12 protein-coding genes and 3 tRNA genes are annotated in these 13,433 nt (G+C 70.2%); 9 read left to right on the top strand and 6 right to left on the bottom strand.

The features are described 5' to 3' along the window. Positions 1–9: 9 nt before the first annotated feature. From AB0M46_RS23780 to AB0M46_RS23805, 6 genes are all read left to right on the top strand, one after another. Entirely contained in the window at positions 10–939 is a 930-nt protein-coding gene (locus AB0M46_RS23780) for a polysaccharide deacetylase family protein (protein WP_363339154.1), read from the top strand. Between the two features lie 142 nt (positions 940–1,081). Beyond that, positions 1,082–1,154: transfer RNA gene (locus AB0M46_RS23785), tRNA-Glu, on the top strand. A 17-nt stretch (positions 1,155–1,171) separates the two neighbouring features. After that, positions 1,172–1,245 (top strand) — tRNA-Asp (locus AB0M46_RS23790). Between the two features lie 27 nt (positions 1,246–1,272). Further along, a tRNA-Phe gene (locus tag AB0M46_RS23795) sits at positions 1,273–1,346 on the top strand. Positions 1,347–1,502: 156 nt separating this feature from the next. Then, positions 1,503–1,868, top strand: a complete 366-nt coding sequence (locus tag AB0M46_RS23800; RefSeq protein ID WP_363339155.1) for a type II toxin-antitoxin system RelE/ParE family toxin — start codon at positions 1,503–1,505, stop codon at positions 1,866–1,868. Next, on the top strand, positions 1,865–2,182 hold the full coding sequence (locus tag AB0M46_RS23805; protein ID WP_363339156.1) for a helix-turn-helix transcriptional regulator: 318 nt from the start codon (positions 1,865–1,867) through the stop codon (positions 2,180–2,182). Before AB0M46_RS23800 ends, AB0M46_RS23805 begins: the two co-directional genes overlap by 4 nt. A gap of 401 nt (positions 2,183–2,583) precedes the next feature. On the opposite strand, the gene AB0M46_RS23810 is transcribed toward AB0M46_RS23805, so the two are convergent. Genes AB0M46_RS23810 through AB0M46_RS23825 form a run of 4 tightly spaced genes read right to left on the bottom strand, consistent with a single transcriptional unit; the run spans position 2,584 to position 5,271 of the window. Continuing rightward, positions 2,584–3,381, bottom strand: coding sequence for an ABC transporter permease (locus tag AB0M46_RS23810; RefSeq protein WP_363339157.1), 798 nt, complete (start codon positions 3,379–3,381; stop codon positions 2,584–2,586). Next, a complete protein-coding gene (locus tag AB0M46_RS23815) occupies positions 3,369–4,298 on the bottom strand; it encodes an ATP-binding cassette domain-containing protein (RefSeq protein WP_363339158.1) in 930 nt (309 codons plus the stop codon). The genes AB0M46_RS23810 and AB0M46_RS23815 overlap by 13 nt, the downstream gene beginning before the upstream one ends. Then, the gene (locus tag AB0M46_RS23820) at positions 4,295–4,666 is read right to left on the bottom strand and encodes a hypothetical protein (RefSeq protein ID WP_363339159.1); all 372 of its coding nucleotides are present in this window, start codon (positions 4,664–4,666) and stop codon (positions 4,295–4,297) included. Before AB0M46_RS23820 ends, AB0M46_RS23815 begins: the two co-directional genes overlap by 4 nt. Continuing rightward, entirely contained in the window at positions 4,666–5,271 is a 606-nt protein-coding gene (locus tag AB0M46_RS23825; protein ID WP_363339206.1) for a helix-turn-helix domain-containing protein, read from the bottom strand. The genes AB0M46_RS23820 and AB0M46_RS23825 overlap by 1 nt, the downstream gene beginning before the upstream one ends. A 788-nt stretch (positions 5,272–6,059) precedes the next feature. On the opposite strand from AB0M46_RS23825, the gene AB0M46_RS23830 reads away from it, so the two are divergent. The 3 genes from AB0M46_RS23830 to AB0M46_RS23840 are packed head-to-tail and all read left to right on the top strand — an operon-like array spanning position 6,060 to position 10,189. Beyond that, positions 6,060–6,851 (top strand): NAD(P)H-binding protein, encoded by a 792-nt coding sequence (locus tag AB0M46_RS23830; RefSeq protein WP_363339160.1) that lies wholly within the window; start codon positions 6,060–6,062, stop codon positions 6,849–6,851. 30 nt (positions 6,852–6,881) lie between these two features. Beyond that, complete coding sequence (gene valS, locus AB0M46_RS23835; RefSeq protein WP_363339161.1) at positions 6,882–9,383, top strand: valine--tRNA ligase; 2,502 nt, start codon at positions 6,882–6,884, stop codon at positions 9,381–9,383. Further along, positions 9,383–10,189, top strand: a complete 807-nt coding sequence (locus AB0M46_RS23840; RefSeq protein WP_363339207.1) for a TrmH family RNA methyltransferase — start codon at positions 9,383–9,385, stop codon at positions 10,187–10,189. Before valS ends, AB0M46_RS23840 begins: the two co-directional genes overlap by 1 nt. A 496-nt stretch (positions 10,190–10,685) precedes the next feature. Here AB0M46_RS23840 and AB0M46_RS23845 read toward each other — a convergent pair whose 3' ends face one another. Together AB0M46_RS23845 and AB0M46_RS23850 are read right to left on the bottom strand one after the other, a co-directional pair. Continuing rightward, positions 10,686–12,386 carry a VWA domain-containing protein gene (locus tag AB0M46_RS23845; protein WP_363339162.1) on the bottom strand — a complete coding sequence of 567 codons (1,701 nt, stop codon included), beginning with the start codon at positions 12,384–12,386 and terminating at the stop codon, positions 10,686–10,688. 233 nt (positions 12,387–12,619) lie between these two features. Continuing rightward, a complete protein-coding gene (locus AB0M46_RS23850) occupies positions 12,620–13,429 on the bottom strand; it encodes an endonuclease/exonuclease/phosphatase family protein (protein ID WP_363339163.1) in 810 nt (269 codons plus the stop codon). Positions 13,430–13,433: the final 4 nt, after the last annotated feature.

The following is a 13,433-nucleotide window of genomic DNA, read 5'->3' on the forward strand; positions in this document are numbered from 1 at the left end:
GAGCCACCTATGTTTCGCACGCGACTCGCGCTAGGAGCAGTGATCACCGCCGCCGCCCTGGCCCTCGCCGGCTGCGCCGGCCACACCTCCGGCGCCTCCTCGTGGCACGCGTCCGGCTCCGGATCCGCCCCCGGCGACGGCGGGCAGGGCGGCGGAGACCAGGGCGCACACCCCTACGTGGGTGCCTCGACCGCGGCGGCCGCGGCCAAGCCCTCGGCCACCGCCTCGGCCTCCCCGTCCGCTCCGGCCTCGACCCCGGCCTCGACTCCGGCGTCGCCGCCGGCTTCGGCGTCGACTTCCCCGTCGACCTCGACCACGCTCCCGGCCCCGGGCGGCGACGGGATCATCCGCACCACCGGCTCGGACGCGGTCGCCCTCACGTTCGACGACGGTCCCGGCCCGGACACCCCGAAGATCCTGCAGATGCTGCGCGCCCAGGGCATCAAGGCCACGTTCTGCCTGATCGGGGTCAACGTGCAGGAGTACCCGCAGTACGTGCAGCAGATCGTGCAGGACGGCCACACGCTGTGCAACCACACCTGGAAGCACGACGAGAGCCTCGGCAAGAAGTCGGCCGACACCATCCGCAACGACCTGCAGCGCACCAGCGACGAGATCCACAAGGCCGTGCCGAACGCCCCGATCAAGTACTTCCGCCACCCGGGCGGCAACTTCACCCCGCTCGCCGTGCAGATCGCCAGTGAGCTGGGCATGGAGTCCATCGGCTGGAGCGTCGACCCGTTCGACTGGAACACCAAGAAGTGGTCCGGCCAGCAGATGACCAACCACATCGTGTCGAACGTGAGGAACAACACGAAACCCGGCTCGATCGTCCTTTCCCACGACGGCGGCGGCGACCGCAGCGCCACGGTCGCGGCCTACAAGACCCTCCTACCGGAGCTGAAGGCCAAGTTCACGCTGGTAGCGCTGCCTGTCTGAACCGGCGGCCCCCCTCCGCCACGCCACTGACGGATACTCATTTGGAGAACGCCGGAGGGGTCACGTATGCTCTGAAAGCCTCCGGCGGGGCCGGATGGGAGCAACACCGTAAGATCGCAGAGTATGCGATGATTGCGGGGCCGCCCTCATCGTCTAGCGGCCCAGGACGCCGCCCTTTCAAGGCGGTAGCACGGGTTCGAATCCCGTTGGGGGCACGGTAAGTGAATAGCTAGGTCCTGTGGAGCAGTTGGAGTGCTCGCCGCCCTGTCAAGGCGGAGGTCGCGGGTTCAAGTCCCGTCAGGACCGCGTTACCCACCTCGAGTGGGTTGCTCTGGGCAGGTAGCTCAGTCGGTACGAGCGTCCGCCTGAAAAGCGGAAGGTCGGCGGTTCGACCCCGCCCCTGCCCACAAGTCCTTCGCCGGGCTTCGGAGACCCTGACCAGCGGAAACGCGGTCGGGGTCTTTGTCTGCCCACATTCCACCTCCACGATCATCCGTGTAGCAACGGCACTCTGTGCGACAGCGGACGGTCAGCGCGGTATAGCTTTCGCTACACTCGTCTCCGTGGCCACACCGGAGTGGGGCATCTACGTTGTCGACGAAGTGCGCGCCTGGATCTACTCGTTGGAGCCGTCAGCGAAGGCAAGGGTCATTCTTGCGATCGATGCCTTGGCGGAGAACGGACCCAGCCTCGGGCGGCCCCTCGTCGATACCATCACGCACTCGTCGCTCGCCAACCTCAAAGAGCTACGACCTGGAACAATGCGCATCCTGTTCGTCTTCGACCCTTGGCGGTCCAGCATCCTGCTCGTCGCCGGCGACAAGGCCGGACAGTGGGACGCCTGGTACCGGGAGGCGATACCGCTGGCGGAACAGCGTTACGAGGTCTACCTAAAAGAACGGGCACAGGAAGAGGGGAACCAGCGATGAGCGGCTACGTGCGCTGGAGTGACATCCGCGGCGAGCTCGTCGAGCAAGCCGGCGGCGAGGAAGCCGTTGCGGCCGGCAAGCAGGAACTGCTGGCCGAGGTCACCGGCCACCGACTCGCCGAGGCGCGCCGCAGGCGTGGGCTGACACAGCAGCAGGTCGCGGACCGCATGGGCGTCACCAAGGGCCGGGTCTCCCAGATCGAACAGGGCAAGGTCTCGGGTCAGGAGGTCCTCGCCCGCTACGCCGTGGCCTTGGGCGGCCGCCTCCACCAGGCCATCTACTTCGACGACGGCGACATCACCGCCATCGCCTGACCTCCATCGGCAGTACGTTCACCCGACGAAGCGGGGCGTCGTCACGATCGCGGGCAGCCCGAGCGCGGACAGCGCAGCATCCTGAGACAGGCGGGACTGTGATGGGGGGAGCAACAGTGAGTGGGTACGCAGTCGTTGTAGAACGTGCAGAAGACGGCGGCTACGGCGCTTGGTCGCCCGAGGTGCCCGGTGTGTTGCATTGGGTAACGCGGTCGATGAGGCGGTGGCCGAAATGCGGGAGGCGATCAAGCTTCACCTGGAGTTGCTCGGCGAACGGGGCGAGCCCCTTCCGGTCCCCACGGCGGTCGGGGTCGATCTGCTCGCGGCATGATCCCATGGGCCGCCCGTGTAGCCGGCGCTGCGCACCGCTGAACGTCGGCGACCGGACCCGGATGGTGCTATCAGGTGATGTCGCGGCGCATGGGGATGACGACGGCGATGCTGGCGGCGGCGAGTGCGTAGGCCAGGAGCAGTAGAGCGCCAGCGGCTGGCGGTAGTAGTTGGACGGCGCTGTTGCCGAGTTCTTGCGACATGGCGTCGGCGAAGTAGGTGAAGTCGGTGAGGGAGGCGGTGGCGCCCCCGGGCAGGATTGGGTAGAGCCGATTGACGCCCGGGATCATCATGAGCAGCGTTTCACCCATGTAGAGATAGCCGATCACGACGGCCAGTGCCGCGATCTGGTTGCGCACCAATGCGCCTACGCCCACGCCGATCAGCAGGTATGCGACCATGGCGAGTCCGATGCGGGCAAGCAGCGCGAGGATGGTGCCGGCCGGCAGGCCGAGCGGGACCCCGCGGGCGGCGGCGACCGTGAACAGGGCCGCGGCGCCTGTGCCGGCGAGGATGAGCCCGTATGCCAGTCCTGCGACGCCGTACGTGGCGAGCTTGGCGGCCAGCACCTGCCAACGGCGGGGCGTGAACAGAAACGTGACCGCGGCGGTGCGGTGCCGGTACTCGGACGTGACGGCGACGGTGCCGACGGCAGCCGGCACGAACGCGGTGTAGCCGAGGACCCCCAGGATCGAGCGGATACCGGTTTCGGTGTCCAGTCCCGGCACGGGCGGGTCGAAGTTCTCCGGCCCGACCAGCGCCATCGCGCCCATCAGGCCGCCACCGAGCAGCACGGCGGCGAACAACAGCCCGCTCCACATGCGGGTGGCGAGCAGCCGGCGGAATTCCGCTTTGATCAGGCGATGCATCGGGCGGCCGCCTTGTCCGTGGTCAGGTCGAGGAAGAGTTGCTCGAGGCTGGGAGTCTCGGCGACCAGCTCGTATACCCGCAGCCGGTGCGCGGCGGCGAGGTCCGCGATGTCCGGCGCGTCGAGCCCGCATACCCGCAGTCGGCCGGCCCCGGCGGCCTCGACGCGTGCGACGGCGCCGGCCGACGGGTCGGCTGCGAGGGCGGCGGCCAGCCGGTCGGCGTCGGGTGAGCGGACCAGTACCGCTGGTGGTCCGGCGAGTTGGGACCAGGGTCCGGCGGCGACGAGTTGGCCGCGGCGGATCACCACCACGTTGTCGACGAGCTGCTGGATCTCGCTGAGCACGTGGCTGGAGATCAGAATTGTGCGCCCCTCGTCGGCCAGCCGGCGCAGGAAACCGCGAAGCCACAGCACGCCTTCCGGGTCCAGGCCGTTGCTCGGCTCGTCCAGCAGCAGCACGCGGGGGTCGCCGAGCAGCGCGGTGGCGAGATTGAGCCGCTGCCGCATGCCGGTGGAGAACCCGCGGGTACGGCGGTCGGCGGCCTCGGCGAGGCCCAGCAGGTTCAGCAGGTCGGAGACCCGCCGGTCCGGATAGCCTCCCATTGCGGCGTAGACGCGCAGGTGGTCGCGGGCGGTGTGGCCGGGGTAGACGGCACTCGCGTCGAATACCGCGCCGACGGCGTCCGACGGGCGGGGCAGCCGATGGTACGGCCGGCCGCCGATCGTGGCGGTGCCGGCGGTGGGCGTGACCAGGCCGGTCAGCATGCGCATCGTGGTGGTCTTGCCGGCACCGTTCGGACCGAGGAACCCGGTGATCAGACCCGGTTCTACGGTGAAGGTCAACTCGCGGACGGCGGTGACCTCGCCGTACCGTTTGGTCAGGTTGGAGACCTCGATCGCGAGGCGGTCACCGCTCATCGGCGGGCCGCCATCGCACGCCCGATCGTGTCCGCGATGCCGGACGCGGCCGGGCTGGAGAGCACGACCTCGTCGAACTCGCCGCCGGCGAGCGCACGGTCAAGGACCAGATGCAGCCCGGGCTCACCTCGGTGCGCCGCCACTAGCTGCCGAGGGCCGCCGAACAAGCCCCAGACACCGATCTTGAGTACGCCGGACACTGCGATCCCCCGCCTGGCGCCGCGTGCCAGGCGTAGCGGGTCGGCCACGAGCGACCCGTGCCGCACCGCGGCGACCGGCATCGTCACCCGTTCCCGCCGGGTCCAGAACCGCTCCCATCCGGTGAACTGGATGTCGACCATCCTGCCGGTGACCGTGACAGTTGCCATCAGGCACTCCCTTTCCTCGTGCTGGAGCGTTCTTCCGGTTCAGGGTTCGGTTGCGTGGCGTCGGTGGCCGGCGGCTGGTCCGCGGGCATCAGGATGGTGGCCAGCAGGCGCGGGACCCGCCCGTCGCCCGGCTGGTTGCTCAGCAACGGACCGATGACCCGGTTGAGGTCGGCGGCGAAGGTGGCCAGCTCCGCGTCGGTCAGGTGGAGCACAAGCTGGTGGTAACCGACTCCGTCGGCGGCGAAGTCGATCCGCTCCCGGCTCAGATAGCGGGAGAACTCCGACAGCAGACTCGACACGAACGCCGTGAAGTAGCGGGCATGGTCGTCGGGCGTCGCCGAGGCCAGGGCCGCGGCGTCCAGGGGCGCGCCGGCGGCGGGCAGCGCGTACACCCGCTCGACCGCACCCCGAACCTTGCGCTCCTCCACCACCTCGATCAGGCCGCTCTCGACCAGCGTGGCCAGGTGCCGGTACAGCGTGGCGTGCGGGATGTCCGGAAGCCGTGTCACGAGGTCATGCGTGGTCAGGCGTGCCCCGGCGACGGCTCGCAGGATCCGGATGCGTACCGGATGCAGCGCCAACGTAGCCCAACGCTCACTCGACATCTCCACGGCACAACGATATCACTATCGAGAGTGATACTGATTAGGTCTGGCGATAGGACCAGGGCCCGGCAGCCTCACCGGCCTGATCGGCGGTGATCCACACGGACCGGCGCTTCTACCGACTCGTGTCGCGCGCCTGGTCGGGCAAGACCCTCACGGACCACCGGTACAACGCCCGGGCCCGCGTTCGTGCGCTGCTTGGCGTCTCCGCCGGCGTGGGCCAGGTCCCGGTCGTCGACGACGCCGAGCCCGGCACGCCTGCGCCGGTCACCTGGGCAACCTGCGCGGCCGAACGGCCCGGACTGCCGCCGATGCGGCGTTGCCTGCTGCAGGTGGTCCGCCGACCTTGCGCAGGCCGCCGCTAACACGGCGAGCGGGAGCGCGATGAGATCCGCCGGCTTGCAGCGGTAGCGGGAGTAGCTCCGCACCGGTACTTGTGGTTCGTCGGGGACCGCGCCGAAGGCGCCTTGATCTAGTGCAGCCAAATTCGGCAACTGCGGCAACGCGTAGGCACTGGGGGACTGGTCGGACGACCCTTCCGTGCGGGCGCCAACCCCGGGAACTCCACATACGGGCAACAGCCCTTTGAGACGACTTTGGGGCTACACGCCGTCTGTCACTTCTCCCAAAGGGGACTCAAAGGTTGTGCGGCCATGCCGCAGGACTCCTGGGTGCCTGCTGGCTGACCCTGAGCCCTTTGTATACCTGCGTCGGCCGTCTGCGGGCCGCGTCGGCGGCGGCTCGAGTTGACGAAGCCTCGATGTAGCAACGGGGGACATACTGGCTTTGTGATCGTTGTTGGTGGGGGTTCTGGGCAGGTTGGCGGGCGGGTGGCGCGGCTGCTCTCCGTGCCGTACGTGCTGCTCGTCCGGGATGCTGGCAGGGCGCCGGCGGGGGTGTCGGTGCGGGTGGCCGGGTATGCGGATACCGCGGGTATGACCGAGGCGCTGCGCGGGGCCGAGACGTTCTTCTTCGTGTCCGGGCGGGAGGATCAGCATCGGCTCGCTGCGCATCGCAGTGCGGTTGACGCGGCGGTGGCGGCCGGGGTGCGCCGGATCGTGTATCTCTCGTTCTTCGGGGCCGCGGCTGACTGCACGTTCACGTTCGGGCGGGACCACTGGCACACCGAGCAGTACATTCGCGACTCCGGGCTTCGGTACACGTTTCTGCGCGACAACATGTACCTCGAGATGATTCCCCGGCTGGCCGGGGAAGACGGGGTGATCCGGGGGCCGGCGAGGGACGGGCGGGTGGCCGCCGTCGGGTACGACGACGTCGCCGCGGCCGCGGTGGCCGTGCTCGAGGACCCGGACGGGCATGACGGGCGGACGTACGACCTCACCGGGGGTGAGGCGTTCACGCTAGCCGAGGCGGCCGAGGTGCTCGGGCTGCGGTACGAGAACGAGACGGTCGAAGAGGCGTATGCCTCGCGGGCGCGGTATGGGGCGTCGGCGTTCGAGGTCGACGGGTGGGTCACGTCGTACACGGCGATCGCGGCCGGGGAACTGGCCGGGGTCAGCGGGGACGTGGAGCGGCTCACCGGGCGGGTGCCGAAGCGGCTCACGGAAATTGACCGGTGACGCGCGGCGGCCCGACCTAGCATCGGGTGCATGCCTGAAGCCGAGCGTATACCGCAGCGCCCCAGTCTCGACGGTCTCGAGGAGAAGTGGGCGGGCGTATGGGAGGTAGAGGGCACGTACCGCTTCGATCGCACCGCGCCGCGGGAGCGGGTGTTCTCCATCGACACGCCGCCGCCCACGGTGAGCGGGCCGCTGCACATCGGGCACGTGTTCTCATATGCGCAGACCGATATCGTGGCGCGTTTTCAGCGTATGCGCGGGCGGGAAGTGTTCTATCCGATCGGGTGGGACGACAACGGGCTGCCGACCGAGCGCCGGGTGCAGCTGACGTTTGGCGTGCAATGTGACCCTACGTTGCCGTACGACCCCGAATTCCGACCGCCGGAGAAGCCCGGGGCCGAACGGGTGCTCGTCGGGCGGCGCAACTTCGTGGAGCTCTGTCAGCGGCAGACCGATATCGACGAGCAGTCCTACGAGCGCCTCTGGAAGCACGTGGGGCTCAGCGTGGACTGGACGCTGCTGTACACCACCATCGGCGACCGCGCCCGGGCGACCGCGCAGCGCGGGTTCCTCAACAGCCTGGCTCGGGGTGAGGCGTACCCGCTCGACGGGCCGACGCTGTGGGACGTCACCTTCGGCACCGCGGTGGCGCAGGCCGAGCTCGAGGACCGGGAGCGGCCCGGTGCCTGGCACCGGATCAAGTTCGGCGACTTCTCCGTGGAGACCACCCGGCCCGAGCTGCTGCCGGCCTGCGTGGCGCTGGTGGCGCACCCCGATGACGAGCGGTTCAAGGCGCATTTCGGCTCGACCGTGCGCACGCCCGTGTTCGGGGTGGAGGTGCCGCTGCTCGCCCACGCGCTGGCCGACCCGGAGAAGGGCAGCGGGCTGGTGATGGTGTGCACGTTCGGCGACCTGACCGACGTGACCTGGTGGCGCGACCTCGACCTGCCCACCCGCACCGTGATGCAGCGCAACGGCCGGCTCGGGCTCAAGGCGCCCGACGGCGTGGACGAGGACGCCTACGCGCCCGTGGCCGGGCTGACCGTCAGCCAGGCGCGGGAGAAGATCGTGGCGCTGCTGCGGGCCTCCGGCGAGCTCGACGGGGAGCCCCGGGCGATCAGGCACGCGGTGAAGTTCTACGAGAAGGGCGACCGGCCGGTCGAGATCGTGGCGACCCGGCAGTGGTACATCCGCAACGGCGCCCGCTCGCCCGAGCTGCGCGAGACGCTGCTGGCCCGGGGGCGGGAGCTGCGGTGGACGCCGGAGCACATGCGGGCTCGCTACAAGCACTGGGTCGAGGGGCTCACCGGCGACTGGGTGATCAGCCGGCAGCGGTTCTTCGGGGTCCCGATCCCGCTGTGGTACCGCCTGGACGCCGACGGCAACCCGATCCACGACGACCCGATCGTCCCGAAGGCGCTCCCCATGGACCCGAGCAGCGACACGCCGCCGGGCTACGAGGAGATCGACCGCGGCCGGCCGGGCGGCTTCATCGGCGACCCCGACGTGATGGACACCTGGGCGACGTCCTCGCTCACCCCGCAGATCGCGGGCGCCTGGCTCGACGACCCGGACCTGTTCGAGCGGGTGTTCCCGATGGACATGCGCCCGCAGGCGCACGAGATCATCCGCACCTGGCTGTTCACCACGCTGCTGCGCTCGCACCTGGAGCACGGGGCGCTGCCCTGGCGCAACGCGGCGATCGCCGGCTGGATCCTCGACCCGGACCGCAAGAAGCTGTCCAAGTCGAAGAACAACGCCCGCGACGACGACAGCCCGGAGGTGCTGCTCGAGCGCTTCGGGGCCGACGCGATCCGGTACTGGGCCGGCAGCGCCCGCCGCGGCGTGGACACCGCGATCGACCCCAACCAGATGAAGGTGGGCCGCCGGCTGGCGGTGAAGCTGCTCAACGCGAGCCGGTTCGTGCTCGGCTTCGGCGGCGCGCCGGAGCCGGACAAGGTGACCGAGCCGGTCGACCTGGCCCTGCTGGCCGCGCTGTCGCGGGTGGTGTCGGAGGCGACGGCGGCGTTCGAGGAGTTCGACTACGCGCGGGCGCTGGAGGTCACCGAGCAGTTCTTCTGGACCTTCTGCGACGACTACGTGGAGCTCGTCAAGGCGCGGGCCTACGGCGAGGCGGCGCCGGCCGAGGTGGACTCGGCCCGGGCGGCCCTGGCCGTGGCGCTCTCCACGGTGCAGCGGCTGTTCGCGCCGTTCCTGCCGTACGTGGCCGAGGAGGTCTGGTCGTGGTGGCAGGAGGGCTCGGTGCACCGTGCGCCCTGGCCGGCCGCGCTGCCCGAGCCGCTGCCGGCGGGCGACCAGGCCCCGCTGCGGCTGGCGGCCGAGGTGCTGGGCGCGATCCGGCGGGCCAAGTCGGCCGCGCGGCAGTCGATGCGGGCCGAGGTGGCCCGGCTGGAGGTGGCCGGTCCGGTGGCGACCCTGGAGCGGGTGCGGGCCGACCTCACCGCGGCCGGCAACGTGCGGGACTGGTCGCTCGTGGAGGCGGCGGAATTGTCGGCTACCGTCACGCTGTGATGGAACTCCAAGCCATCGGGGTCCAGCACCCCGCGGTCCGGCAGGTGCAGCACATCCAGAACAACACCGCGCCGAACCGCTACAAGCTCTTCGTCGCCGAAGGGCTGTGGGCGCACAACATGCTGCTGGAGTCCGGGGCCCCGATCGACACGTTTTTCTGGTGCCCGGAGGCGATCTACGCCGACGAGGCGCGCAAGCGGGCCGAGGAGATCGCGGAGCGGGCCGAGCGCTCGTTCCGCATCTCCCCGCGCACGCTGGAGAAGATCTCCGAGCGGGACAAGCCCGACGGCCTGCTCTCGCTCGCCGCCCTGCCCCGGTGGGAGCCGCGCGACCTGCGCTTCCAGCGCACGGCCCTCGTGCTGGTGGCCGACGGCGTGGAGATCCCGGGCAACCTCGGCACGCTGATCCGCTCGCTGGACGCCTGCGCGGCGGACTGTCTCGTGCTGACGAACCGCAAGACCCGGCTCACGCATCCGAAGGTGATCCGGGCCAGTCAGGGGACGATTCTCACGGTACCGACGCTGGAATTCGAAACCGTCGAGGAAGCGTCCGCGTGGCTGGCCGGGCACCGCTTCACCGTCCTGCTGGCCGACACCGACGAGGCGATCAACTACCGCCAGGCCGACTACGGCGGGCGGACCGCGCTGGTGGTGGGCAGCGAGCGGTACGGCATCGCCAAGGACTGGTACGGCCGCGGATTCCAGCGAGTCGCCGTTCCGATGCTCGGCTCGGGCGACTCCCTCAACGTGTCGGTTTCCGCGTCGGTACTGCTCTACGAGGCCCGAGCGCGAAAGTCCCACTGGTAGCCGGTCCGGTTTGCACGAAATGTCGGGCGCTGGCGCGCCACGACATTTCGGACTTATAACCTGACGGGGTATAAGTCAGATAAGTCGCGGCGCGGAGCGCCCGACTTATCGTTTTTGGGGGGATTCTTGCGGCCGAGAACGAGTCGGCCAGCTCGCGCAGCAAAAGAGCCGCTCAGCCCGCGGAGAGTGCTGGGCCGAGAAGGAGTGCTGGGGCCGAGAAACAGTCGGCGGGTCCGCGTGGCCGAGAAGGAGCCCAGAGCGCGAGTCGGGTGAGCAAAGGGCCGTTCGGCCTGCGGAGTGCTGAGGAAAGAGTCGCTCGGCCCGCAGAGAGTGCTGGTGCCGAGAAGGAGCGCTGGGAGCCGAGAAGAGTCGGCGGGCCCGCTCACAGCGTTCGTGGCCGAGAAGGAGCCGGGCGGCCCGCGCAGAGTGCGCGGTTGAGCAAAGAGCCGCCCGGCCCGCGCAGCGTGTGCGCGGGCCGGGCGGCTGTGGCTCGGTGCTACTTCGGCTGGGCCGCCTGGCCGCGCAGCGAGATGGCCTGTAGGAAGATGTCGCCGATCTTGGCCGGGTCGGGGGCGACGAACGTGCCGCCGCCGATCGCGTCGGTGATCTGCTTCATCGCGCCTTCGTTGACCTTGTTGCCGATGCCGATGAGGATCACCTGGATCGGCTTGGCCGGGTCGGCGGTCTTCTGCAGCTCGCCGATCAGCTGCTCCAGCGAGAGGCCGCCGGCCGGGTCGTCGTTCTCGCCGTCGGTCATGACGATGATCGAGTTGATCCGCCCGCTCTCGTACCCATCCTGCACCGTCTTGTAGGCGGCGAGGATGGTGTCGTAGAGCGCGGTGTCGCCGTTGCGCTTCGGGGTGATGCTGCCCAGCGCCTGCAGGCACTGGGTGCGCTGGCTGACCAGCGGGCCGATCGGGACCAGCTGCTTGTAGTCCTTGTTGCCGTCCATCAGCGTGGAGAACACCCACACGCCGAGCGCCCACGAGTCGTCGAAGAGGCTCATGCCCTTGCGCGCGGCCTCCAGCGTGACCTGCATGCGGGTCGCGTTGCCGGCGGTCGGCACGGGCTCCAGCATCGAGCCGGAGACGTCGATGACGGCGAGCATGCGGGCCGGCAGCGTGATCGCCTGCCACTTGGACAGCAGGCCCTCGATCGCGGCGGCGTCGGGCAGCGCGTTGGCCCCGGCGGCCGCCGGGTCGGGGGCGTTGCTCGGGGTCTGGAAGCCCTTGCCGGCCGACCCGTCGGCGGCGCGCAGCCCGATCGCGCCGAGCTTGTCGTGGAAGTCCTGGGTGTCGAAGGCCTTGAGCAGCTCGCCGGCGATGCTCGCCTTGTCGGAGCTGAGCACCACGGCCGGGTAGTCCAGCGCGGGCGGGGCCGGCTCGGCGTACATGGCGGCGAGGCGGACCGGGGGCTGCTGGCCGTTGTACTGGATGACCGCCTGCTCCGACAGCGGCGCGACGGTCAGGCCGCTGCTCAGCGCGGCCGGGTCGCTGCTGCGCGGGAACTTCTGGATCAGGTCGGCCCGCACCGAGGAGCGGCCGGCGGCCAGCGAGCGCAGGGCGGCCGTCGCGACCTGGGTCGCCTGGGTTGCGTTGCCGCCGCCGGCGGCCTGGGCGGCCGCGGCGAGGGTCAGCAGGCCGCCGAGGCCGGTGGAGTCGCGGCTGGGCTCGACGATGCCGACCTTGACCTTCTGGTCGGTGGCCACCTTGCCGATGAGTTCGGGGTACGTGATCTTCTTCTGCGGCCAGCCGAAGGTGGTCGCGATCGGCTCGGGCATGGCCAGCACGACGGGGCTGTGAGCGATCGACTTGGCGTCCTGCGGGATGCCCTGCGCGTTGACCGCGCGCAGGCGCTGCAGCCACAGCGACGAGTCGGCCACCCAGACGTCCGGGATGCGGGTCTTGCCGTTGGCCTGCCCGACGCCGGTCAGCGCCTTGCCCGCCTTGCCGGCCAGCGCGGCCGACACGTCGGCCGGGTCCTCCTCGAAGACCTCGATGTCGACGCAGTTGCCGTTGGTCTTGGCCTGCGCGGACCAGTCGCTCGCCTGGGCCCTCAGCGCGGGTGCGATGTCCGCGGGGGCGCCGATGGACAGCTTGGCGGCGTTGCCGCAGGACGGCTGGGAGTACTTCCGGAACGCATACCAGCTGCCGGCGAGGATCACGAGCACGGCGACGGCGGCGGTGCCCAGCTTCAAAGCTCCGCCAGACGACCCCGCTGAGCGGTGGCGACCTTTCACGGCTCATATCCTCCGGACCGGCGGCCTTCGCGGCCTTGTACCTTCGGTTGAAAATCACTGACGGTACGCATCCCAACAAACGAACGCCCAATCTACAAGGCGGCGAAGAATCGTAGTTACGCGAGTACGCTTCGCGATCGATACCGGACAAACGGCCGCAACGAGGCATTCCGCGCGGACTTAAATCTGTGTTAATCGATCGAGAGCGTGCCCGGCCTGTCACGCATCGTGACCAGCAGCGGGCGGTGATCGGAGAACGGCATCTCGGGGCTGGTGACGCCGAGGACCCTCGGTAGCCGCTCGAAGCCGCGCGAGTCGGCCAGGACGTGGTCGAACTGCACGCGCGGGGCCGGCGAGGGGTACGTCGCAACGCTCGCCAGCCGGTGCCAGCCCGAGACCAGCCGGGGAAGCCGGCCGGGCAGGTTGAGGTCGGCCAGGAGCACCCGCGGGCCGGGCAGGTCGCGCAGCGCCCGGCGCACGAGGTGCAACTGCCGGATGTTCCAGCCGGGCACGAACGACAGGTGGGTGGTGGCGATCGTGACGCGCCCGGCCGGCGTCGCGACCACGGCGGCCACGAGGACCCGGGGCTCGTCGTCGAGCAGCAGCAGCCGGGCCCGGCGCGGCCCCGGGATCACGATCGGGGCCCGCAGCGGCGCGGCCGGCAGCCGGGTGACCCGCCACTGGAGCACCGGGTAGCGGCTGACCAGCGCGATGCCGTAGTGCGGCTCGGGGCCGTCGTGGTCCTCGTCCGTGGCGGCCCGGAAGGTCTCGCCGGGCGTGCCGACGACGGCGGGGACGAAGAGCACATGCCGGGCGCCGAGCGCGTCGGCGGCGATGCGGGCCAGGTCGGCGTGGCCGCTGCGGGGCTGGGCGCGGTCGACCTCCTGCAGGCCGAGGACGTCGGCGTCGAGGCCGGCGACGGACTCGGCGATCCGGTCGTGGTCCACCCGGCCGTCGGCCAGCGAGCGCCCGTGCATCAGGTTGAACGTGCCGAGCCGCATACTC

This window comes from Dactylosporangium sp. NPDC051485, from assembly GCF_040682015.1.
Taxonomy (GTDB): Bacteria; Actinomycetota; Actinomycetes; order Mycobacteriales; family Micromonosporaceae; genus Dactylosporangium.